The organism is Enterobacter sp. 200527-13, from assembly GCF_027924865.1.
GTDB lineage: Bacteria > Pseudomonadota > Gammaproteobacteria > Enterobacterales > Enterobacteriaceae > Enterobacter > Enterobacter ludwigii.
The window spans coordinates 340,158-361,699 of record NZ_BSCM01000003.1; the positions used below are offsets into that span (position 1 = coordinate 340,158).

The 21,542-nt window shown below is 57.7% G+C and carries 21 protein-coding genes and 1 pseudogene; 12 read left to right on the forward strand and 10 right to left on the reverse strand.

Features of this window, described 5'->3' with window-relative positions; translation table 11 throughout:
• Nucleotides 1–43: 43 nt before the first annotated feature.
• Genes QMG44_RS13735 through rraB form a run of 3 tightly spaced genes read right to left on the reverse strand, consistent with a single transcriptional unit; the run spans nucleotide 44 to nucleotide 2,033 of the window.
• Entirely contained in the window at nucleotides 44–772 is a 729-nt protein-coding gene (locus QMG44_RS13735) for a hypothetical protein (RefSeq protein WP_020885380.1), read from the reverse strand.
• 30 nt (nucleotides 773–802) lie between these two features.
• Entirely contained in the window at nucleotides 803–1,561 is a 759-nt protein-coding gene (gene miaE, locus QMG44_RS13740; RefSeq protein WP_086533184.1) for a tRNA isopentenyl-2-thiomethyl-A-37 hydroxylase MiaE, read from the reverse strand.
• A gap of 46 nt (nucleotides 1,562–1,607) precedes the next feature.
• Nucleotides 1,608–2,033, reverse strand: a complete 426-nt coding sequence (rraB, locus tag QMG44_RS13745; protein WP_014168417.1) for a ribonuclease E inhibitor RraB — start codon at nucleotides 2,031–2,033, stop codon at nucleotides 1,608–1,610.
• 120 nt (nucleotides 2,034–2,153) lie between these two features.
• Between rraB and argL the strand changes: the two genes are divergently transcribed.
• The 3 genes from argL (at nucleotide 2,154) to xynR (ending at nucleotide 4,094) form a co-directional block, all read left to right on the forward strand.
• Nucleotides 2,154–2,228, forward strand: a complete 75-nt coding sequence (gene argL / locus QMG44_RS13750) for a putative translational regulatory protein ArgL (RefSeq protein ID WP_223399268.1) — start codon at nucleotides 2,154–2,156, stop codon at nucleotides 2,226–2,228.
• On the forward strand, nucleotides 2,198–3,202 hold the full coding sequence (gene argF, locus QMG44_RS13755; RefSeq protein ID WP_032679528.1) for an ornithine carbamoyltransferase: 1,005 nt from the start codon (nucleotides 2,198–2,200) through the stop codon (nucleotides 3,200–3,202). Before argL ends, argF (QMG44_RS13755) begins: the two co-directional genes overlap by 31 nt.
• Before the next feature lie 133 nt (nucleotides 3,203–3,335).
• The gene (gene xynR / locus QMG44_RS13760; protein ID WP_025205733.1) at nucleotides 3,336–4,094 is read left to right on the forward strand and encodes a DNA-binding transcriptional repressor XynR; all 759 of its coding nucleotides are present in this window, start codon (nucleotides 3,336–3,338) and stop codon (nucleotides 4,092–4,094) included.
• A 4-nt stretch (nucleotides 4,095–4,098) separates the two neighbouring features.
• Here xynR and QMG44_RS13765 read toward each other — a convergent pair whose 3' ends face one another.
• From QMG44_RS13765 to QMG44_RS13785, 5 genes are all read right to left on the reverse strand, one after another.
• Nucleotides 4,099–5,718, reverse strand: coding sequence for a glycoside hydrolase family 43 protein (locus QMG44_RS13765; protein WP_086533183.1), 1,620 nt, complete (start codon nucleotides 5,716–5,718; stop codon nucleotides 4,099–4,101).
• Between the two features lie 11 nt (nucleotides 5,719–5,729).
• On the reverse strand, nucleotides 5,730–7,112 hold the full coding sequence (locus tag QMG44_RS13770) for an MFS transporter (RefSeq protein WP_074148042.1): 1,383 nt from the start codon (nucleotides 7,110–7,112) through the stop codon (nucleotides 5,730–5,732).
• Between the two features lie 335 nt (nucleotides 7,113–7,447).
• The gene (gene yagF / locus QMG44_RS13775) at nucleotides 7,448–9,415 is read right to left on the reverse strand and encodes a xylonate dehydratase YagF (RefSeq protein WP_086533182.1); all 1,968 of its coding nucleotides are present in this window, start codon (nucleotides 9,413–9,415) and stop codon (nucleotides 7,448–7,450) included.
• 14 nt (nucleotides 9,416–9,429) lie between these two features.
• Nucleotides 9,430–10,338, reverse strand: coding sequence for a 2-keto-3-deoxygluconate aldolase (gene yagE, locus QMG44_RS13780; RefSeq protein ID WP_086533181.1), 909 nt, complete (start codon nucleotides 10,336–10,338; stop codon nucleotides 9,430–9,432).
• Between the two features lie 218 nt (nucleotides 10,339–10,556).
• Nucleotides 10,557–11,009 carry a YhcH/YjgK/YiaL family protein gene (locus QMG44_RS13785; protein WP_014168409.1) on the reverse strand — a complete coding sequence of 151 codons (453 nt, stop codon included), beginning with the start codon at nucleotides 11,007–11,009 and terminating at the stop codon, nucleotides 10,557–10,559.
• Between the two features lie 675 nt (nucleotides 11,010–11,684).
• Here QMG44_RS13785 and arcA point away from each other — a divergent pair.
• The 5 genes from arcA to QMG44_RS13810 all read left to right on the forward strand — a co-directional run bounded on the left by arcA (nucleotide 11,685) and on the right by QMG44_RS13810 (nucleotide 16,932).
• Nucleotides 11,685–12,905 (forward strand): arginine deiminase, encoded by a 1,221-nt coding sequence (arcA, locus tag QMG44_RS13790; RefSeq protein WP_020885388.1) that lies wholly within the window; start codon nucleotides 11,685–11,687, stop codon nucleotides 12,903–12,905.
• Nucleotides 12,906–12,915: 10 nt separating this feature from the next.
• Complete coding sequence (gene arcC / locus QMG44_RS13795) at nucleotides 12,916–13,827, forward strand: carbamate kinase (RefSeq protein ID WP_086533180.1); 912 nt, start codon at nucleotides 12,916–12,918, stop codon at nucleotides 13,825–13,827.
• Between the two features lie 90 nt (nucleotides 13,828–13,917).
• Nucleotides 13,918–14,922 carry an ornithine carbamoyltransferase gene (argF, locus tag QMG44_RS13800; RefSeq protein ID WP_020885389.1) on the forward strand — a complete coding sequence of 335 codons (1,005 nt, stop codon included), beginning with the start codon at nucleotides 13,918–13,920 and terminating at the stop codon, nucleotides 14,920–14,922.
• 46 nt (nucleotides 14,923–14,968) lie between these two features.
• Entirely contained in the window at nucleotides 14,969–16,372 is a 1,404-nt protein-coding gene (locus QMG44_RS13805; RefSeq protein WP_086533179.1) for a YfcC family protein, read from the forward strand.
• 80 nt (nucleotides 16,373–16,452) lie between these two features.
• Complete coding sequence (locus QMG44_RS13810) at nucleotides 16,453–16,932, forward strand: arginine repressor (protein ID WP_025205741.1); 480 nt, start codon at nucleotides 16,453–16,455, stop codon at nucleotides 16,930–16,932.
• 3 nt (nucleotides 16,933–16,935) lie between these two features.
• Here the strand turns inward: QMG44_RS13810 and QMG44_RS24325 are convergent.
• Nucleotides 16,936–17,053 (reverse strand): annotated as a pseudogene (locus QMG44_RS24325) (hypothetical protein).
• Between QMG44_RS24325 and QMG44_RS13815 the strand changes: the two are divergent.
• The 4 genes from QMG44_RS13815 (at nucleotide 17,033) to ridA (ending at nucleotide 19,039) form a co-directional block, all read left to right on the forward strand.
• Nucleotides 17,033–17,137, forward strand: coding sequence for a pyrBI operon leader peptide (locus QMG44_RS13815; protein ID WP_168769597.1), 105 nt, complete (start codon nucleotides 17,033–17,035; stop codon nucleotides 17,135–17,137). The pseudogene QMG44_RS24325 and the gene QMG44_RS13815 overlap by 21 nt on opposite strands.
• 34 nt (nucleotides 17,138–17,171) lie before the next feature.
• Nucleotides 17,172–18,104: an aspartate carbamoyltransferase gene (gene pyrB / locus QMG44_RS13820; RefSeq protein WP_014168402.1), complete on the forward strand. Its 933-nt coding sequence runs from the start codon at nucleotides 17,172–17,174 to the stop codon at nucleotides 18,102–18,104.
• Between the two features lie 12 nt (nucleotides 18,105–18,116).
• A complete protein-coding gene (gene pyrI / locus QMG44_RS13825) occupies nucleotides 18,117–18,578 on the forward strand; it encodes an aspartate carbamoyltransferase regulatory subunit (RefSeq protein ID WP_025205744.1) in 462 nt (153 codons plus the stop codon).
• A 74-nt stretch (nucleotides 18,579–18,652) separates the two neighbouring features.
• On the forward strand, nucleotides 18,653–19,039 hold the full coding sequence (gene ridA / locus QMG44_RS13830; protein ID WP_232937800.1) for a 2-iminobutanoate/2-iminopropanoate deaminase: 387 nt from the start codon (nucleotides 18,653–18,655) through the stop codon (nucleotides 19,037–19,039).
• Between the two features lie 65 nt (nucleotides 19,040–19,104).
• On the opposite strand, the gene QMG44_RS13835 is transcribed toward ridA, so the two are convergent.
• Nucleotides 19,105–21,489 carry a beta-N-acetylhexosaminidase gene (locus QMG44_RS13835; RefSeq protein ID WP_086533177.1) on the reverse strand — a complete coding sequence of 795 codons (2,385 nt, stop codon included), beginning with the start codon at nucleotides 21,487–21,489 and terminating at the stop codon, nucleotides 19,105–19,107.
• Nucleotides 21,490–21,542: the final 53 nt, after the last annotated feature.

Consider the following 21,542-nt stretch of genomic DNA (forward strand, 5'->3'; position numbering starts at 1 on the left):
ACGCGCTAAACCTACGCTAAGTGCCCAAAAAACCAGCGCCCTGTCATTCTACCTCGGAAACCGCCAGCCGAATCACGCCTGCCGCCTTCTGCTCTGGCAGCGCCAGCACCTTCGCCCACATCTCCTGCACCATGTCGCAGGAGAGCTTCTCTTTGCCCACCGCCTTCTCCGGCATCTGCAGTAGCTGGATGTCCTCGCCGTACTTGTCGGCCAGCGTTTTCATAATCGGGCGGACATCCGTCACCGCGGCTTCGCGTTCTTCCGGGGTCACGGTGTGGCGATTTTTGCCGTAGGCCGCGCGCATCATGTCGGCGTCGGCCTGCATGCGCCGCGTCATCAGGTCTTTATCCAGCATGCGCATCGGGTTGACGCCCCCTTTTACCGCCGGGTAGAGGAAGCGGAAACAGGCGTCGTCGCTCACCTTCTGGATGGCGGCGGTCTGCTCCATGTTGATCGTCATATAGTTCACCACGTTAGCGTCCGGCGCGTTTTGCAGGCGCGACATCTGCAGATGCAGGATCTGCGGCTGGATGGTGTCGATAATCTTCTGCTCCGGCTCGCCGGCTTTTTGCAGGGCCGCCATCTGGTCAAGAATGCGCTGATGAAGCACAGGCTCCTGCTCTTTTATCACCTGCCAGGCGGGCATTGCGTTGAGGGTGGTATCAAGCTGCTGTTCGGGGGTGTGCTGGCGTTGTTTGTCGAAGTAGACCCAGAACGCCACGACGGCGGCCAGGAGAGTCACCACGACTATACGGATCCACGTTTTATTCATCTCGCATCCTTTTCTTTTCGCTATGCCGGTTTACACCGGCACGCCGCTGTGAAAGCGAAACTCGTTATCCGGTGTCGAGATAAGTGTGGCTTCAATTTCGCCAAAAAGCTGTATGCGCGGTGAGATATCGTCGTCGCTCACCTGTTGGGCAAGCGTCAGGTAGTCCTGATAGTGGCGCGCTTCCGAGCGCAGCAGCGAGAGATAGAATTTCTGCAGGTCGTCGTCGAGGAACGGGGCCAGCGCGGCGAAACGCTCGCAGGAGCGGGCTTCGATGTAGGCACCGCAGATAAGCTTGTCGATAAGCGTCAGCGGTTCGTGCGTGCGCACCGCTTTCAGCATCCCTTTGGCGTAGCGGCTGGCGGTGATTTTGACGTACGGAATGTCGCGCGCCAGCATCGCCTCGCGCACCTGCCAGAAGTGGTGCAGCTCTTCTTTGATCAGCAGCACCATGCTGTCGATAAGCGCCTGGCCCCACGGATCGTCGGTTTTGGGCATGACGCTTTTGCCAATCTGCTTGTGCAGGGCCACAAAATCCGGTTCCGGGCCTTCGCGGAAGGTGAACGCTTCGTAGGGTTTGAGCCAGTCGAGCAGCGCGTCGGCACCGCTTTCGTCGGCGACGTATTTGCGCACCAGTAGCAGCGCGGTCTGGGCGGCCTTGAGCTCGCACACCATGTGGTCGGTGAGCAGCAGCGGCAGCATCGCCGGATCGCGGGCTTTATCAATCCATGCTTGCGGGGTCGGGCACTGGAGGAAGTTAAGAACGGGGGAGAGTATCTGCGGGTAATCCATGGTTCTGCCTTGAAAAAGCGGTGGCACGCGCCACCGCCTGAAACGCTTAGTGACGCACGCCGTCGTCGTCTTCGTCGATGAAATCTTCGTCGTCGCCTTCTTCGCCGTCTTCACCGTTCGGATCTTCGAAGTAGGTTCCCCAGCCGTCGTATTCCACTTCAAACTTCTCGGCCAGGTTCATCAGCTGTTCGACCTGAGCGTCGATCAGTTCTGCTTTCAGCGCGCCTTCGCTCAGAATATCGCAGCAGATGACGGTGTCGCCCTCTTCCACTTCCAGCTCTTCCGGCTCGGTCACTTCGTAACCCAGTTTGAAAGCTTCTACCGCCAGTTTTTCCAGCGCGTCGAAATCGTCAGCAGAGAAATGGTGCTCGATGGTGTACAGCGCGTCCGGATCGCTACCGTCTTCCAGCAGTTCTTCGATAATCAGGCGCGTCTCTTCGCGTTGCTCTTCCAGGTGTTCCGGGTTTGCCATGGCTCATTCCTCTTTAAAGTGCGGCAGATACTTCTATTTTCACACACGGACGGGTTTGCCTCCACCTTTGTTGGAAAGATTTGTGAAACGGGGTTGCAAATGAATAATTAGACATATAAAGTGAATTTTAATTCAATAAGTGGCGTTTGCCATGTGAGGATAAAATGTCTGATCTGTACAAGAAACACTTTCTGAAATTGCTCGATTTTACCCCTGCACAGCTCAATTCCCTGCTGACCCTTGCCGCTCAGCTTAAAGCCGATAAAAAAAAGGGTAAGGAAGTACAAAAGCTTACTGGCAAAAACATCGCGCTCATCTTCGAAAAAGACTCAACCCGTACACGATGCTCTTTCGAAGTTGCCGCATTTGACCAGGGCGCGCGCGTCACGTATTTAGGGCCGAGCGGCAGCCAGATTGGGCATAAAGAATCAATTAAGGACACCGCGCGGGTACTCGGGCGGATGTACGATGGCATTCAGTATCGCGGTCACGGCCAGGACGTGGTCGAAACGCTGGCGCAGTATGCGGGCGTGCCGGTGTGGAACGGGCTGACCAACGAGTTCCATCCGACGCAGCTGCTGGCGGACCTGCTGACCATGCAGGAGCACCTGCCGGGCAAAGCGTTTAACGAGATGACGCTGGTTTATGCGGGCGATGCGCGTAACAACATGGGTAACTCGATGCTGGAAGCGGCAGCGTTAACCGGGCTGGATCTGCGTCTGGTGGCACCGAAAGCCTGCTGGCCGGAAGAGCGCCTGGTGGCGGAGTGCAGCGCGCTGGCGGAGAAGAATGGCGGGAAGATCACCCTGACGGAAGAGGTCGCGGCCGGCGTGAAAGGGGCGGACTTCATCTATACCGATGTGTGGGTATCGATGGGCGAGGCCAAAGAGAAGTGGGCCGAGCGGATTGCCCTGCTGCGCGGGTATCAGGTGAACGCGCAGATGATGGCGCTGACCGGTAACCCGGACGTGAAGTTCCTGCACTGTCTGCCGGCATTCCATGACGACCAGACCACGCTGGGTAAGCAGATGGCGAAAGAGTTCGATCTGCACGGCGGAATGGAAGTGACGGACGAGGTGTTTGAATCGGCGGCGAGCATTGTGTTTGACCAGGCGGAAAACCGGATGCATACCATTAAGGCGGTGATGGTGGCGACGCTTGGGGAGTGATCCTCTGCGGTCTTGTGCCCTCACCCCGGCCCTCTTCCACCGGGAGAGGGCGTAAACCGGCGCCACTTCATTGATTTTTCCGCCTGAAAAAGGTACGTTTTCGCCTTAATTCCTGCGTGGACATACCAGCATTATGCCGATTATTCAGTCTGTTGAACGTGCGTTGCAGATCCTCGACCTGTTTAACGAGCAGGCCACCGAGCTTAAGATCACCGACATCAGCAAACTGATGGGGCTGAGCAAAAGTACCCTCCACTCGCTGCTGAAAACCCTGCAGCTTCACGGCTATATCGATCAGAACCCGGAAAACGGTAAATATCGCCTCGGCATGAAGCTGGTGGAGCGCGGCCATTTTGTGGTGGGCTCAATCGATATACGTCAGAAGGCCAAAGGCTGGCTGACGGAGCTGTCGCAGCGTACCGGGCAGACCACCCATCTGGGGATCCTGGACGGTCGTGAAGGCGTTTATATCGAGAAGATTGAAGGCAAGCTGGCGGCTATCGCCTATTCGCGCATTGGTCGTCGGCTGCCGGTTCACGCCACCGCCATCGGCAAGGTGTTGATTGCCTGGCTTGGCGAGGCCGAGCTGAACGCCCTGCTTGAGGGCTATCAGTACACCACCTATACCCCTTCCACCCTTGCCTCCCGCGACGCGTTGCTGGAGGCCCTCGCCAAGACCCGCGAGCAGGGTTATGCCTTCGACCGCGAAGAGAACGAGCAGGGCGTGCGCTGCGTGGCGGTACCGGTGTGGAACCATGAATCCCGCGTGATTGCCGCCCTGAGTCTGTCGACGCTGACGTCGCGGGTGGATGACGCCGAACTGGCCAGCTTCCGCGAGCAGCTTCAGCAGGCCGGGCTCCAGCTCTCACGCGCGCTGGGTTACCCGGCCTGAGCCGCTATTTCGTGAGTGGTTCGTAGGTGAAGTAATCAAAGTCAGCGTGGCAGCCGTCACCGCTGATGTCTTCGCAGTGCAGGCCGACAAACGCGCCGGTAAAGAAGCCGCGCCCACCGATGTAGTCATCCGACAGTTTCCACGCTTCATACGTCACCGGCACGGTGTGCCACGTCTCACCGTCAAACGAGTAGCTGTAACGGTAAACCAGGGTGTCCACGTCAACCCGTAACCAGATGCTCTCTGCGCTGTCCGGTACCGGGATCGGCTGTTCATGCAGCGGCCACGACGGCACGTTGTGGTCAAGCTGGATCACTTTGATCGTTCTGCCCTGCCCCTCTTCGTAGTCCACAAAGCAGTAGCTCCAGTTTTTACTGTTGTAGTAGCAGGTCAGCCCGGCGCTCTGCTGGAAGTGAACCGGCGAGAACTGCATGCGCGTCTCTGCCCGGAAGGCGAAGTGCTGCCAGCGGCGTGCCACGGTCGACTGGGTAAAGGTCGAGTTGAGCGAGTCGTTGCCGTAAAGCCGCAAATACCCCGGGCGCACGCTCAGCGAGCCGAGGCTGTCGTCGAACGGAATGCGCAGGGTCTGCAGCTCCGGGTCAAGCGTGCTGCCGTCGAAATCCTCCCGCCAGCTGTCCCGGGAGGCGGCGGGCAGCTCCGCTATCTGCGGGCCGGGGACGGTCAGCTGCGCGTGTTTGCCGCCGTCAACGTACGGCCAGCCGTCGCGCCATTCGATGCGCGCAATGCCGGTCTCGCGTCCCAGCGGGCAGTAGCCGCGCCCGCCCGAGGCCAGTAGCGGTATACCCGGCAGGCGCAGCGGTCGGCTGGTGAGGTAGGCCATATACCACTCCCCGGTGTGGGTCTGCAGCAGCGAGCCGTGGCCGCTCTTCTGCAGCGGGTTCTCCGGCAGATGCCAGCTGGTCATCATCGTCACGTCCGGATGCAGCTCGTACGGCCCGTCGAGCGTTTTTGAGCGCAGCACCACCACCGCGTGTTCATAGCTGGTGCCACCTTCGGCGACCATCAGGTAGTACCAGCCCTCTTTACGATAAAGGTGCGCCCCTTCGGTGTAGCAGAGCGGCGTGCCGGTAAACAGGGTTTTGCGCTCGGGCGAAAGGGTGCCGGTCTGCGGGTCAAACTCCTGCATCACGATGGTGTTATGCGGATTGCTGTGATGGCGAGGCCCCCACGGGCGGTAGAGGTAGTATTTACGGCCATCGTCGTCGTGGAACAGCGACGGGTCAAACCCTCCGTTGCCCATCGGGATCGGTTCGCTCCACGGCCCCTCGATGGAGGGCGCAGTGACGAGGAAGTTACGGCCATTTTTCCACGGCGAATCGACAATTTTCACGTCGGTGTACAGCAGCCAGAATTGGCCATCGGCGTAGCTCAGGCACGGCGCCCAGATGCCGCCGGAGTCCGGGTTGCCCTTCATGTCCAGCATCGACACCCTGTCCAGCGGCGTGCTGACCAGCGACCAGTTCTTCATGTCGCGGGAGTGGTAGATACGCACGCCCGGAAACCATTCAAACGTCGAGGTGGCGATGTAGTAATCCTCCCCCTGACGGCACAGGGACGGGTCCGGGTTAAAGCCGGTGAGGATCGGGTTTGTTATCGTTGTCATGTTGCCTCCTGTTAATGGGATGCGGCTGTCGCAGCCTCGGGCACGGCGTCACCCTGCGTTGCACGGTGCTTAATCAGCTGCTGGCTGATGGCCGCCACGCGGGCGTCGGTGAGTTTGTAGAACGACAGCATGATGAACATGCCCACGTAGAGCACCACCGGCACCACGCAGAACAGAATTTTAATGGTGGTCAGCACTTCGACCGGCTGCACGCTGCTGCTGGCGGAGTAGTTCACATACGCCAGGATCCAACCCACCACCGCACCGCCAATCGCCAGACCGATCTTCAGGCTGAACAGGTAGGTGGAAAACACCAGCCCGTCGAGACGGCGTCCGCTGCGGCTCTCCTCGTAATCCACCACGTCAGAAGCCATCAGCCACTGCAAAGGCGTGGTGGTGTTAAAGACGAACAGGAACAGAATGTTAAGGGCGAAAATCAGGGCGATATGTTCGGCCGGGATGAAGAAAATCAGCAGGCTGATCAGGGAGTAGGCCACGATTATCCACTTGAAGGCGGTCACCCGGTCAAAGCGCCCCAGCAGGCGGGATGAGCAGAGCGAACCAAACATGGTGGCGAGGCTGCCATAAAGCAGAAACTGCGTCGCCATCTCCGGGTGATCCATGACGTACTTCACGAAGTAGAGCGTCGCCCCGCCGCGGACCACGTTGGAGCAGGTCGCCATCATTTTGAACGCACACATAATGCGCCACTGGGTATTGCCGAACAGAAGCTTGAGGTCTTTCGACACCGACGACCCCGGCTGCACCTCAAAGGTGTAGCGCTCTTTGGTGGTGAAGAAGCAGACGTAGAGCAGCACCACGCCGCTCAGCCCCAGCACGCACATGGCGCCGAAATAGCCGACCTGCTCATCGCCTTTACCAATGATGCTCACCAGCGGCAGCGCAATGCCACTGATGGCCAGCGATCCCGCCGCCGCGAGGAAAAAGCGCCAGGACTGCAGCGCGTGGCGCTCTTTCGGGTCAGCGGTGATGACGCCCGGCATGGCGCAGTAAGGGACGTTAACGAAGGTGTAAACCAGGGTCAGCAGAATGTAGGTTATGCAGGCGTAGATGATTTTACCCTGCGCGGAGAAGTCCGGCGTGTAGAAGGTCAACACGCAGACAATCCCAAACGGGATCGCGCCCCACAGCAGGAACGGACGGAACTGGCCGTGACGCGTGCGTGTGCGGTCAACCAGCAGCCCCATCAGCGGATCGGTGACGGCATCCAGCACGCGGGAAACTAAAAACAGCGTCCCCATAATGCCCGCCGACAGGCCAAACACGTCGGTATAGAAATAGGCCAGCAGGAACATGGTGGCCTGCCAGACAAAGCCGCAGGCGGTGTCACCCAGCCCGTAGCCAATTTTATCTTTCATGGTTAATTGCATCATTACCCCCAACGGCAGTACGTGGAACAGTGCAAACGCCAGGGTCCTGATTCAGGCAAATAAATGCCCGGTGCATCATCAGGAATACACCCTTATTTCGTGTGCTGAATTCACAACATCGTGTTAATAGAGTGTAATTAAGTGTTCAATTAACCGACAATGGTCATATCTTATTTCTGAATTATGATATTTTGCTTTTGTGACGCCACTCGACATCCTGATATCATTTAAAGACCTTTCTTTTCATGTAATTAGATTATTTACGCAATAATAAAAAACAGACATGCAAAAGCCGTCCACGGAATATTTTCCGTAGACGACAAGAGCCAGAAATATAATTAAAGACCGAGCGCTTTTTTACCGGCGTTAATTACCTCGATGATTTTATCGGTGTCATAAATACACCCTTTCCAGGTGCCGCCGCTCACCGACTGCAGAGCCGCCCACAGGCGGGTATCGTCCGGCAAAAATGCGTGGGCGTGCAGGTCAGGATGCACCGGACGCGACGCCAGCACGCGCGCCCCCTCTTCCGGCCTCAGCGGCTGTTCCGCCGTGCCGATAAAGTTAACGCTGCCCGTTAAGGACAGGCGGTCGACGCTGATCTCAATGATATCGTTGTCGCGCAGCTTGCCGATGGGGCCACCTGCCAGCGCTTCCGGCGACACATGGCCGAAGCACGCCCCGGTTGATACCCCCGAGAAGCGCGCATCGGTGATCAACGATACCGTCTTGCCCCACGAGATATGTTTCAGCGCGGAGGTTAGCTGGTAGGTCTCTTCCATGCCGGTGCCGGACGGGCCTCCGCCAATCACCACCATAATATCGCCCTGCTGGATCGCTTCCTGCTTGATAGCCTTGATGGCCTGCGCCTCAGAGACAAACACCCGCACCCGGCCGGTATGGCGGTAAACGCCATCGTCATCCACAACAGACGGGTCGATGGCCGTGGCTTTGATCACCGACCCTTCGGGCGCGATATTGCCGGTCGGGAAGCAGACCGTCGAGGTCAGGCCTTTCGCGTGGGCGCGCTCAGGCGGCAGGATCACGTCATCCGGATCGACGCCGTCCTGCTCGCGCAGGCACTGACGAAAACGCGCCCGACGCGCTGAGTTTTCCCACCAGTCGAGGTTCTCCCCGACCGTCTGGCCGGTAACGGTCATGGCATCTTCATGCAGCAGCCCCAGCTTGCGCAGATGGAGCATCACCTCCGGCACGCCGCCCGCCAGGAAAGCACGCACCGTCGGGTGGTAGTCCGGGCCGTTTGGCAGCACGCTCACCAGACGCGGAACCTTACGGTTGATGCGTGTCCAGTGCGCCACATCCGGAATGGTGCAGCCCGCCGCATGGGCAATCGCCGGGATGTGCAGCAGCAGGTTGGTGGAGCCGCCAAACGCCGCGTGAAGCACCATGGCGTTTTCAATGGCTTTGTCGGTCAGGATATCGCGGGTCGTGATCCCACGGTTATCCAGCTCGCTCACCGCCCGCGCAGACTGACGGGCAATCTCCAGCCACACGGCCTGCCCGGACGGGGCGAGCGCAGAGTGCGGCAGCGCCAGACCCAGCGCTTCGGCCACCACCTGTGACGTTCCCGCGGTGCCGAGAAACTGACAGCCGCCGCCGGGTGATGCACAGGCGCGGCACCCCAGCTCGGCAGCCTCCTGCAGCGACAGCTCATGGTTAGCGAAACGCGCACCAATGGTCTGCACTTTTCCGGCATCTTCCCCCACGGTCGGCGGCAGCGTCGCCCCACCCGGCACCAGAATGGTCGGCAGATCATGCATGGAGGCCAGCGCAATCATGGTCGCGGGCAGCCCTTTATCGCAGGTTGCCACGCCGATCACCGCTCGCCGCGTCGGCAGGGAGCGGATCAGACGACGAAACACGATCGCCGCGTCATTACGGTACGGCAGGGAGTCGAACATGCCGTGGGTGCCCTGAGAGCGTCCGTCGCACGGATCGCTGACGAAGGCCGCAAACGGGATCCCACCATTACGGGTGATCTCCTTCGCCGCCGCCTGCATCTGCATGCCAATCTCCCAGTGCCCGGTGTGGTAGCCCAGCGCAATAGGTCGCCCGTCCCCGGCGCGAATGCCGCCCTGCGTACCGATAATCAGCACCTCTTTGCCGGTCAGCTTGTTGGCGTCCCAGCCCATACCGGCGTTTTGCGTCATGCCAAACAGGTTACCGCTGGGGGATTCCATCAGCATTTGCGGCGTCAGCGGCAGCGCCCCCTGCGGCCCGGCCGCATGGGTGATGACGGCATAAAACGCATCGTCCTGTGGGGTGAAAATTTTCTCAATGGTCATCGTCGTCTTCCGGCTCAGCAGAGCTTGAGCTGTTGCAACAGGGTTTTCAGCTGCGCCTTACGCGGTTCATCCAGTGGTGACGCGGGCGGCAGCACGTACGTGGAGATCGGGCGGCCGCACAGCACAATCGCCTCTTTAATGACGTTCACAAACGGCGTATCAAGCTGATACATCTGCGGTATTTGCAGCAGGATCTGGTGGTATTCGGCCGCCTTCGCCACCTCCTGGTCACGCCAGGCCTTCAGCAGATTCACCGACACCTGCGGAGCAAAGTTACCGCTGGCCGAGATCGCGCCATCGCCCCCAAGCAGCAGCGTATTAAACAGATGATCGTCATAGCCGCACAGCACCGTGAAGTGCGGATGGGCAGATTTGACGGTGCGGATCATGCTGCGCAGATGGGCGACGGAATCGATCGTGTCTTTGATGCCGACAATATTGCTCCGCGAGTCGGCCAGGGTTTTGACCAGCGCCGGAGTCAGATCCTGCCCGGTCAGCGCCGGGAAGTTATACAGCATTACCGGCAGCGTGACGCTGTCTGCCACCTGTTCGAAATAGCGGATCAGATTCGCTTCGGACACTTTCCAGTAGTACGGGTTGATCACCACGATCCCGTCGGCGCCGGCCTGCTGCGCATGCTGGCTCAGTTCAAGGGTTTCCCGGGCGTTGGTGCCACCGGTGCCAATCAGCACCGGCACCCGGCGATCGACATGATCGATAGCAAACCGGGCAATGGTTTTACGCTCTTCGGCGTTTAGCTGGGAGAACTCGCCGCCGCTGCCCAAAAAGAACAGGCCATCGACGCCTGCGGCGATCAGGTCGTCGATCAACGCGGCAGTGCCGTGTTTATCAAGCTGTCCATCGGCGGTAAAGAGGGTGGAGACAGGGGGAATGATTCCCGTGAACAACGCGGTCTGCGGCATGAGATCTCCTTGCTGAATTATTTTGTTCTACATTATAGAACAGCGTTCATTAATTTAACGATCATACTATGACGCAGAAAAAGCGCAGGTAAATGGGAGGCGATGAGGGAGTGCGGAAAATATAAGCTGGATCACATAATGACGGGCTGCGGCCTGATGCTTTCACCCTCTCCCACCGGGAGAGGGAACATTTCACCCTTCTCTTACGCTAACAGGGCTTACCCCACCAGCATTTTCACTACCACTTTACGCACCTTCGCAGGCGCGCCCACCGCGCACAGCGGCTTATGCACTTCACCCGGATAGAACACCACAAAATCACCTTCACTTAACACCACCGTTTTTTCCTGCCCGCCCTCGGGCAAAAACGCGATGTCTTTATCCGCCAGCCAGTCGGTGTCCGGCGTACCGTGCGGCAGGGTACTGAAGGTCATCCCCTCCTGGCCTTTCATGATTATCTGAATATCCAGATAGCGGGCGTGATACTCAGCGCGGCGCTCAGCAAACGGCTGGGTCATATCTTCAGACACCAGATAAAACAGGCTGTTGCCGTCGATGTCGTGTTTGCCGCAGGGGGTAGCATCGGTAACGTGCGCCTTGACGTATTCGATAGCCTGACGCAGTTCTTCAGGTAGCCAGGACTGCAGATGATGGATGTTGCCAGCGATCATAAATAAACCCTCAATATAAAACAGCGTTTCATTTTAATCTTTTATACGAGAATTCAGACTGTCCTACCACCGCTTTTTCGATGAGTTTTGCGCGAGCGCATGTTTATCGGGAAATGTGTTACTCCACTGTTAATCGCTCACAGGCATTTATGCAGTCTTTATGCATAACCTCAGCCCTCCGCTTTCAGGCCGTGATGCTAACTTACTGATCGTATACGCTTCATAGCAAAACTCTCTGTGACTTCACACTTTATCATTTTGGTAATTTGCTATTAAATCCCATAATTATTTATTGATTTTTCTTAAGTCAAAAATAGTTAATGGATAATAGTGCATAGTCATTCTGCGCGCCGTTTAATTATCATTAAAATCAATACCATAACTAAATATGTCAAAACATTAAATTCTACAAAATAATAACAACTCCAAATAATGCCAACGGATCCTGCTTAGCTATTCACCCGCAAATATAATCAAATTAATCATTATCTGATACGAATCATGCAAATGAAAACAAACTCCTTAATAGCCATTTTCACGTGAGCGATGTCACAATATTCATTATTTAAGAGCCTACTATAAATCTCGAAATCAATTGAGCTTAGCCGCCATGTAAATAAAGACATCACATGGCGCATGCCCTTTTTATTCTGAAAAACAGTTAAAGGAATAATTATGGAAAAGCATTACGTCGGTTCTGAAATTGGTCAATTGCGTAGCGTTATGCTGCACCGCCCAAATTTAAGTCTGAAACGTTTAACGCCATCGAACTGCCAGGAGCTGCTATTCGATGATGTGCTCTCGGTTGAGCGGGCGGGTGAAGAGCATGACATCTTCGCTAACACCCTGCGCGAACAGGGTGTGGAAGTCCTGCTGCTGACCGACCTTCTCACGCAAACGCTTGATATTGCGGAGGCCAAAACCTGGCTGCTGGAGACGCAAATCTCTGACTATCGCCTCGGGCCAACCTTTGCCGGCGACGTGCGCGGCTGGCTGGCAGATATGCCGCACCGCGAACTGGCACGCAGATTAAGCGGCGGATTAACCTACGGTGAAATTCCGGCAGCCTTTAAAAATATGGTGGTGGATACCCACACGGCAAATGATTTTATTATGAAGCCACTGCCTAACCATTTATTTACCCGCGATACCTCGTGCTGGATTTATAACGGCGTGTCAATTAACCCGATGGCCAAAGCGGCCCGCCAGCGTGAAACCAATAATCTCCGGGCCATATATCGCTGGCACCCTGCATTTGCCGATGGCGATTTTATTAAGTATTTCGGCGATGAAAACATTAATTACGACCACGCCACGTTAGAGGGCGGCGACGTATTAGTTATTGGCCGCGGCGCAGTGTTAATCGGCATGTCTGAACGCACCACGCCGCAGGGCGTTGAGTTCCTCGCCAATAGCCTGTTCAAACACCGCCAGGCCGAGCGCGTCATCGCTGTGGAACTGCCAAAACACCGCTCCTGCATGCACCTCGATACCGTCATGACCCACATCGACGTGGACACCTTCTCCGTCTACCCGGAAGTGGTGCGCAAAGACGCTCAGTGCTGGACGCTCACCCCGGACGGCCGCGGTGGCCTGCTGCGCACCCAGGAAACGGATCTGCTGCACGCCATTGAAAAAGCGCTCGGCATTAATCAGGTACGCCTGATCACCACCGGCGGCGACGCCTTTGAAGCCGAACGCGAACAGTGGAATGACGCGAATAACGTGCTGACCATCCGCCCGGGCGTGGTGATTGGCTACGAGCGTAACGTCTGGACCAACGAGAAATATGACAAAGCGGGTATCACCGTGCTGCCTATCCCGGGTGACGAACTGGGACGCGGCCGCGGCGGCGCGCGCTGCATGAGCTGCCCACTGGAACGCGACGGAATTTAAAGGAGCCATCATGGAACGAAAACCCACTCTGGTTGTGGCGCTTGGCGGTAACGCATTGCTGAAACGCGGCGAGCCGCTGGAAGCGGAGATCCAGCGCCAGAACATCGCGCTAGCGGCCCGCACCATCGCCGGGCTGACGGAACAGTGGCGCGTGGTACTGGTTCACGGCAACGGGCCGCAGGTTGGGCTGCTGGCGCTGCAAAACAGCGCGTACGACAAAGTCACGCCCTACCCGCTGGACATCCTCGGCGCTGAAAGTCAGGGAATGATCGGCTACATGCTCCAGCAGGCGCTGAAAAACAACCTGCCCCAGCGTGAGGTGAGCGTCCTGCTCACCCAGGTGGAAGTGGACGCCGCCGATCCGGCATTTACTAACCCGACCAAATACATCGGCCCGGTCTACAACGAAGCCCAGGCAAAAACGCTGCAGGCGGAGAAAGGCTGGGTATTCAAGGCCGACGGCAGCTATTTCCGCCGGGTGGTTCCCTCTCCACAGCCGAAACGCATCGTTGAGAGCGACGCCATCACGGCACTGATACAGCGCGATCACCTGGTGATCTGCAACGGCGGCGGCGGCGTGCCGGTGGTGGAAAACGCCAATGGGTATCACGGCATTGAAGCGGTGATCGACAAAGACCTCTCTGCCGCCCTGCTGGCGCGCCAGATTGAAGCCGATGCCCTGCTGATCCTGACCGATGCCGACGCGGTGTACCTCGACTGGGGCAAACCAACCCAGCGTCCGCTGGCACAGGTCACGCCGGAACTGCTCAGGGGCATGCAGTTTGACGCCGGTTCGATGGGGCCAAAAGTGGCCGCCTGCCGCGAGTTTGTCGAGGCCTGCAACGGCATCGCCGGGATCGGCGCGCTGGCCGACGGGGCAGACATTCTGGCGGGCGAGAAAGGCACGTTGATTCGCCACTGAACCGTATTTTCCCCTCACCTTCCCTCTCTCCCTGTGGGCGAGGGTCGGGGTGAGGGCACCAGACAACACCATTTTAAAAGGGACGACCCAATGACCATCAATCTGAAAAACCGTAACTTCCTCAAACTGCTGGACTACACCCCGGCAGAAATCCAGTACCTGATCGACCTGGCCATCGAACTCAAAGCCGCCAAAAAAGCCGGACGTGAAAAACAAACCCTGGTCGGGAAAAACATCGCCCTGATTTTTGAAAAAACGTCCACGCGCACCCGCTGCGCCTTTGAAGTGGGAGCCTTTGACCAGGGCGCACAGGTGACCTACCTCGGCCCAAGCGGCTCGCAGATTGGCCACAAGGAGTCGATGAAAGACACCGCCCGCGTGCTGGGGCGGATGTACGACGGCATCGAGTATCGCGGCTACGGCCAGGCCATCGTGGAAGAGCTGGGCGAGTATGCGGGCGTGCCGGTGTGGAACGGCCTGACCGACGAGTTTCACCCCACGCAGATCCTCGCCGACCTGATGACCATGCTGGAGCATGCCCCGGGCAAAACCCTGCCGGACCTGAGCTTTGCTTACCTTGGCGACGCGCGGAACAACATGGGCAACTCCCTGATGGTCGGTGCCGCCAAAATGGGGATGGATATCCGCCTCGTCGCACCGAAATCGTTCTGGCCGGAAGCCGGGCTGGTTGAGCAGTGCCGCGCCATCGCCAAAGAGACCGGCGCACGCATCACGCTCACCGACGACGTGGAGGAAGGCGTACACGGTGCCGATTTCCTCTACACCGACGTGTGGGTCTCGATGGGCGAGCCGAAAGAGGCCTGGGCCGAGCGCGTCAGCCTGATGAAGCCTTACCAGATTAACGCCCAGGTGATGAAAGCCACCGGCAACCCGAACGTCAAGTTCATGCACTGCCTGCCGGCGTTCCACAACGAACACACCAAAGTCGGCCGTGAAATCGAGATGGCCTACGGCCTGAAAGGGCTGGAGGTGACGGAAGAGGTCTTCGAATCACCGAACTCAATCGTCTTTGACGAAGCAGAGAACCGCATGCACACCATTAAAGCGGTCATGGTGGCGACACTCGGCGACTAATCACCGCCCGGCGCGCCACGGGGTGCGCCGGGTACAGGAGAACATCATGGGCAAGTTCAAGTTTCCCTCCGCTTACACCATTCTCTTTTTTCTGATTGCCGTAGTGGCGGCACTGAGCTGGGTCGTACCTGCCGGTCAGTATCAGATGGCAATGAATGAAACCCTCGGTAAAGAAGTGCCGATTGCCGGAACGTACGCGCACGTGGCGGCGCATCCGCAGGGGCTGGTTTCCGTACTGATGGCCCCCATTGCCGGGCTGTACGATCCCGTTTCCGGCCAGGCCGGGGCGATCGACGTCGCGCTGTTTATCCTGATCATCGGGGGATTTCTCGGGATCGTCACCAAAACCGGGGCGATCGACGCCGGGATCGAGCGCGTAACCACCCGCCTTCGCGGACGTGAAGAGTGGATGATCCCGATCCTGATGGCGCTGTTCGCGGCTGGCGGCACCATTTACGGCATGGCCGAAGAGTCCCTGCCCTTTTATACCCTGCTGGTCCCGGTAATGCTGGCCGCCCGTTTCGATCCGGTTGTCGCTGCATCCACCGTGCTGCTCGGGGCGGGGATCGGCACGCTCGGCTCCACCATCAACCCGTTTGCCACGGTGATCGCCGCTAACGCCGCCGGGATCCCGTTCACCAACGGTATCGCCCTGCGCGTGGCGCTGCTGGTGATCGGCTGGCTCATTTGCGTGGCATGGGTGATGCGCTATGCCCGTAAAGTGCGGCTGGATCCGTCATGCTCCATCGTTGCAGACAAGCAGGAAGAGAACCTCGCCCACTTCCTCGGCAATAAAGGCGAGCAGTCGCTGGAATTTACCCCGGTGCGCAAAATCATTCTGCTGATCTTCGCCCTCGCCTTCGCGGTGATGATCTACGGCGTAGCGGTGCTGGGCTGGTGGATGGCGGAGATCTCGGCGGTATTTTTGGCCAGCGCCATTATCGTCGGGCTGATTGCCCGCATGAGCGAAGAGGAGCTGACCTCGACGTTTATCAACGGCGCGCGAGATTTGCTGGGCGTCGCGCTGATTATCGGCATTGCGCGCGGTATCGTAGTCATTATGGATAAGGGCATGATTACCCACACCATTTTGCACAGCGCGGAAGGGCTGGTCAGCGGGTTGTCCACGGTGGCGTTTATCAACGTGATGTACTGGCTTGAGGTCGTGCTGTCGTTTCTTGTGCCTTCTTCGTCCGGCCTGGCCGTTCTGACGATGCCGATCATGGCACCCCTTGCTGATTTCGCTAACGTCAACCGCGACCTGGTGGTTACGGCTTACCAGTCGGCCTCCGGCATCGTTAACCTGGTCACGCCGACCTCAGCGGTTGTGATGGGCGGTCTGGCGATTGCCCGTGTGCCTTACGTGCGTTACCTGAAATGGGTTGCGCCGCTGCTGGCGATCCTGACGGTGGTGATTATGGTGGCGTTAAGCCTGGGTGCCTTGTTGTAATTTGCCGGCTGGCACTGCGCCTGTCCGGCCTACGGACCGGTGCGGTGCCACCGGTTATGTCGGGAACTGATATGGGAAATATGATGGATTACGAAGACTGCTCTCCCAGAGAACAACTGCAGCTAACGGTGTGCCAGCAGCTGATCGCCGAAAAGAGTTATCTCTCCCAGGAAGAAATCCGCCGCGATTTGCAGGAGAGAGGGTTTGACAGCATCAGCCAGTCGACCGTTTCGCGTCTGCTGAAATTGCTCGGTGTCATAAAAATTCGAAATGCCAAAGGGCTAAAGATTTATTCGTTGAATCCTCAGTTGCGCCCTGCTCCCGATGCCGCGCGTACCGTTTCCGAAATGGTGGTGAGCGTGGAGCATAATAGCGAATTTATCCTTGTTCATACCGTGGCCGGATATGGCCGTGCGGTGGCGCGAATTCTGGATTATCACCAGTTACCGGAAATTTTAGGTGTGGTTGCCGGAAGCAGTATCGTCTGGGTCGCTCCCCGGGTGGTGAAGCGTACTGCGCTGGTGCATAAACAAATTAATTATTTACTCAGAACGAATTAATATTCATAAAGAACCGTTTGCATTGAGTAAAGTGTGCATTAAACCCCTTGATCCGAAAATCGAGCTGCGTATAATGCCCGACAATTTGCCGGGAGGAAGCATGGTCAAGCGTGTACGACATAACGTCTTACCGCGTCTGAAATCAGACGCTGGCCTGCCGTTTTTCTTCCCGTTGCACAATCTATTCCCAGAGCCCCTCATTTGAGGGGCTTTTTTTTGCCCGGCGTCAGGAGATAAACATGAATCCGCTTTATCAAAAACACATCATTTCCATAAACGACCTCAGCCGCGAAGAGCTGGAACTGGTTCTGGAAACCGCGGCAAAACTGAAGGCAAATCCGCAACCGGAACTGCTGAAGCACAAGGTGATTGCGAGCTGCTTCTTCGAAGCGTCGACCCGCACCCGCCTCTCCTTCGAAACCTCCATGCACCGCCTCGGCGCGAGCGTGGTGGGTTTTTCAGACAGCAGCAACACCTCGCTGGGTAAAAAAGGCGAAACGCTGGCGGATACCATTTCAGTTATCAGTACCTACGTTGACGCGATTGTGATGCGCCACCCGCAGGAAGGCGCGGCGCGTCTGGCGACCGAATTTTCCGGCGGTATTCCGGTGCTGAACGCCGGAGACGGGGCCAACCAGCATCCGACACAGACCCTGCTGGATCTGTTCACCATTCAGGAAACGCAGGGCCGTCTGGAAAACCTGAACATCGCCATGGTGGGTGACCTGAAATATGGCCGCACCGTTCACTCGCTGACCCAGGCGCTGGCGAAATTTAACGGCAACCACTTCTTCTTCATCGCGCCGGACGCGCTGGCAATGCCGCAGTACATCCTCGACATGCTGGACGAAAAAGGGATCCCGTGGAGTCTGCATGCCAGCATCGAAGAGGTGATGGGCAACGTTGATATTCTGTATATGACCCGCGTGCAAAAAGAGCGTCTGGATCCGTCTGAATACGCCAACGTGAAGGCACAGTTTGTGCTGCGCGCCAGCGACCTCGACGGCGCACGCGAGAATATGAAGGTGCTGCACCCGCTGCCACGTATCGATGAGATCACCACAGACGTGGATAAAACGCCGCACGCCTGGTACTTCCAGCAGGCCGGAAACGGCATCTTCGCCCGCCAGGCGTTACTGGCACTGGTTCTGAATCGCGAATTGGCTCTGTAAGGGGAAATGACAATGACACACGATAACAAACTCCAGGTTGAAGCCATCAAACGTGGCACCGTGATTGACCACATCCCTGCCCAGATCGGCTTTAAGCTGCTGACGCTGTTCAAGCTGACCGAAACCGACCAGCGCATCACCATCGGCCTGAACCTGCCGTCGGGTGAAATGGGCCGCAAAGACCTGATCAAGATTGAAAACACCTTCCTGACCGACGAGCAGGTTAACCAGCTCTCTCTGTACGCGCCGGATGCCACCGTGAACCGCATCGACGAGTACGAAGTGGTCGGTAAATCCCGTCCTAATCTGCCGGATCGCATTGAAAATGTGCTGGTCTGCCCGAACAGCAACTGCATCAGTCATGCTGAGCCGGTTTCGTCCAGTTTTGCAGTGAAAAAACGTGCCGATGACATCGCACTCAAATGCAAATACTGCGAAAAAGAGTTTTCTCATTATGTGGTGCTGGCCAACTAATTGAGGTTGGTAAAGGATCCCGGCCTCCCTATAATGGCCGGGAACATTTAATCAGCTGTTATTCTGGAGAAATCATGACCAAAGTACTCGCGACGGAAAATGCACCAGCGGCTATCGGCCCATACGTTCAGGGCGTTGATCTGGGTAGCATGATTATTACCTCTGGCCAGATCCCGGTGAACCCAAAAACGGGTGAAGTGCCAGAAGACGTGGCGGCGCAGGCGCGTCAGTCGCTGGAAAACGTACAGGCTATCGTGGAGTCTGCGGGTCTGAAAGTGGCCGACATCGTGAAAACCACCGTGTTCGTGAAAGATCTGAACGATTTCGCGACCGTTAACGCCACGTACGAAGCGTTCTTCACTGAGCACAACGCCACTTTCCCTGCACGCTCCTGTGTGGAAGTTGCGCGTCTGCCTAAAGACGTGAAAATTGAAATCGAAGCGATCGCCGTACGTCGCTAAGTTTCAGTCAGGGGCAGCCGACGCTGCCTTTGTGCCCGGCAGGCAACGCGCTACCGGGCGTTTTGCTACTGATTCCGCGTCGCCCGTAGCAGCGTTTCCAGCGGATACACCGCCGCAATCACCACTTCATCCTGTATTTTCGCCGCGTTATCCAGCTCGCCCTGAATAGAGGCAATCTCGTTGTCATCCAGCGTCCCCTGACGCGCCACCAGATCCGTCAGCCGCAGGCCAATCGAGGCCAGCTTATCCACCTCCTGAATGACCGGTTTAATCGCCTTCAGTGCGTAGCTGTTTTCACTTAATGCCAGCGCATCGCTGGTGTTGCTTTGCCAGCGGTTGAAGACGTGGCGCAGCGCGTCGGCGCTTTCCGTGTCTTCCGCGTCGCTGACCAGGCGGTCAGCCCATTTGTTCATCTGGCGCACCGTGGCACTTTCGGCGTTGAGCGCATCAGCAAACCGATTGAGCGGTTCGAACTGATGGTAATTTCCGGTCTGGAACTTAAGGTGCTGACGGGTGTAATACTGCGCCGGCTCGATTGCCTGCGCGAGGATTTGCAGCGGAAGGGTATCGGCGTTATTCGCCAGACGCGTGAACTGCACCTGCTGCTGAGTATGCTGCTGCAGCCCGACCGAGACCGTCGACCAGCTGTCCATCGCCTGCAGGCGGGTGTACATGTTGTCGACATCGTTAACGTCCTGCGCGGACCATAACCGCTCCGCCACAGCAAAGGTGCGCGGCCACAGGCGGATATCCAGCACCGGTGCGACCACGTTTTCCGCCCACAGCGCGGCTTCCCCGCCGAGCAGGTTCACCTGATGAGCGGCGTCCGGTACCACCGGCGGGATGCCTTTGGGGATATCGTCCAGGCGCTTGCCGTCAATGGGATAGCGGGCATTGCCCACCAGGAAATAGCCGCTCAGCTTATCGTTGTCCACCGACACCACCGGGCGCGTTTCGCCCATCCAGGTATCGACGGTAAACGTCACCTGATTGTCGTCGCGCCACGCAATATCCTGTACCGCACGACGGGATTTCCCGGCGAAATCAATAAATCCACGCCAGCCGGAATCCCCTTTCACCAGGGTGAAACTCCCCTCCACCGGCTTGCCTTTCAGACGCGGCATGGTGAATGACCAGCTCTGGGCGCTGTCGGTGTCGCCAATCACATCCTCGCCGTTTAACCCCTGCGGCACAATTTCATTGCGGTAGTGATAGGCGGTGGACTGGGGCTGATCGAGGTAAAAGCCGGTCGAGAGAATGCCTTTATAGCCCTTCTGCGCCACCTGCCCCAGCGCGTCCTGGCCCTGCCAGGACTGGATCAAGATGCTTTTTGGCAGATCAGGATGAGCAATCTCATCCCAGCCCACCATCTGCCGGTGGTGTTTTTCGAGGATATTTTCCAGCTTGCGGTTGAAATAGGCCTGCAGGGCATGGCTGTCTGCCAGTGTGTTGTCGCGCATAAACTGCTGAATGGCGGCGTTCGCTTTCCACTGAGTGTCATCCACTTCATCACCGCCGATATGCAGATACGGATCGGGGAAGATCGCCGCCAGTTCACTGACCATCGCCTCCGCAAACTGATAGGTCGCCGCTTTTGTCGGATCCAGGACCGGTTTCAGCACCCCCCAGTGGCGCGCCATCTCATACGGTCCCGGGGCGCTCATCAGTTCCGGGTAGGCCACGGCAATCGCCGAGGCGTGGCCCGGCATGTCGATCTCCGGCACCACGCGGATGCCGCGCTCGGTAGCATAGCGCACAACGTCGCGCATTTGTTCCGGCGTGTAAAACAGCCCGTCGCTGGCGAGCTGCGTGAGCTTTGGATAGCGTGTCGAGCTGAAGCGCCAGCCCTGATCGTCGGTCAAGTGCCAGTGCAGCACGTTGAGTTTTGCCGCCGCCATACCGTCAATCTGCCGTTTGATATCCGGCAGCGGGATAAAGTGTCGTGCCGAGTCAAGCAGCAGCCCACGCCACGGGAAACGGGGGGAATCCTCAATAGTGACCCACGGCAGGGAGGTGTTTTCCGCCCCATTTTGTATCAGCTGCAGCAGGGTTTCCATGGCGCGTAGCGCGCCAAAACGGGTGTTGGCGGTGATATCCACGCCACTGGCATCGACCGTGAGCGTATAGCGCTCATCGCTGTCCGGCAGCGGCTGCGGCTTCACTTTTTTGGTAATGGCAATGCGGATAGTGGGCTTGTCCGGTTTAACGGCCTGCGGCTGTAGCGTCCAGCCGGTTTGCAGGGCGATGCGCTGGCGCAGACGGTTGACCGCGTCGCCGAGGTCGTCTCCGGTAACGCTGACGGAAAGGGTGTTGCTGAGTACCAGTGCGCCCTGCGTCGCGGGACGTTCAACCTTCGCAGGCCAGGGCATCAGGGGAAAGTCGCCTGCCGGAGCGGCAAACGCTGACGCGCCGAGCATCAGCCCGGCGGTTAAGAGACTGTACCGTAACATGAATGTTCCTTATCTGACGGGCCAAATAAAGGCAAAACATTCAGTTAACATGC

Coding starts and splice junctions, on each gene's coding strand:
- QMG44_RS13735 (WP_020885380.1), bottom strand. CDS start 772: ATGAATAAAACGTGGATCCGTATAGTCGTGGTGACTCTCCTGGCCGCC.
- miaE (WP_086533184.1), bottom strand. CDS start 1,561: ATGGATTACCCGCAGATACTCTCCCCCGTTCTTAACTTCCTCCAGTGC.
- rraB (WP_014168417.1), bottom strand. CDS start 2,033: ATGGCAAACCCGGAACACCTGGAAGAGCAACGCGAAGAGACGCGCCTG.
- argF (WP_032679528.1), top strand. CDS start 2,198: ATGTCTGATCTGTACAAGAAACACTTTCTGAAATTGCTCGATTTTACC.
- xynR (WP_025205733.1), top strand. CDS start 3,336: ATGCCGATTATTCAGTCTGTTGAACGTGCGTTGCAGATCCTCGACCTG.
- QMG44_RS13765 (WP_086533183.1), bottom strand. CDS start 5,718: ATGACAACGATAACAAACCCGATCCTCACCGGCTTTAACCCGGACCCG.
- QMG44_RS13770 (WP_074148042.1), bottom strand. CDS start 7,112: ATGATGCAATTAACCATGAAAGATAAAATTGGCTACGGGCTGGGTGAC.
- yagF (WP_086533182.1), bottom strand. CDS start 9,415: ATGACCATTGAGAAAATTTTCACCCCACAGGACGATGCGTTTTATGCC.
- yagE (WP_086533181.1), bottom strand. CDS start 10,338: ATGCCGCAGACCGCGTTGTTCACGGGAATCATTCCCCCTGTCTCCACC.
- QMG44_RS13785 (WP_014168409.1), bottom strand. CDS start 11,009: ATGATCGCTGGCAACATCCATCATCTGCAGTCCTGGCTACCTGAAGAA.
- arcA (WP_020885388.1), top strand. CDS start 11,685: ATGGAAAAGCATTACGTCGGTTCTGAAATTGGTCAATTGCGTAGCGTT.
- arcC (WP_086533180.1), top strand. CDS start 12,916: ATGGAACGAAAACCCACTCTGGTTGTGGCGCTTGGCGGTAACGCATTG.
- argF (WP_020885389.1), top strand. CDS start 13,918: ATGACCATCAATCTGAAAAACCGTAACTTCCTCAAACTGCTGGACTAC.
- QMG44_RS13805 (WP_086533179.1), top strand. CDS start 14,969: ATGGGCAAGTTCAAGTTTCCCTCCGCTTACACCATTCTCTTTTTTCTG.
- QMG44_RS13810 (WP_025205741.1), top strand. CDS start 16,453: ATGATGGATTACGAAGACTGCTCTCCCAGAGAACAACTGCAGCTAACG.
- QMG44_RS13815 (WP_168769597.1), top strand. CDS start 17,033: ATGGTCAAGCGTGTACGACATAACGTCTTACCGCGTCTGAAATCAGAC.
- pyrB (WP_014168402.1), top strand. CDS start 17,172: ATGAATCCGCTTTATCAAAAACACATCATTTCCATAAACGACCTCAGC.
- pyrI (WP_025205744.1), top strand. CDS start 18,117: ATGACACACGATAACAAACTCCAGGTTGAAGCCATCAAACGTGGCACC.
- ridA (WP_232937800.1), top strand. CDS start 18,653: ATGACCAAAGTACTCGCGACGGAAAATGCACCAGCGGCTATCGGCCCA.
- QMG44_RS13835 (WP_086533177.1), bottom strand. CDS start 21,489: ATGTTACGGTACAGTCTCTTAACCGCCGGGCTGATGCTCGGCGCGTCA.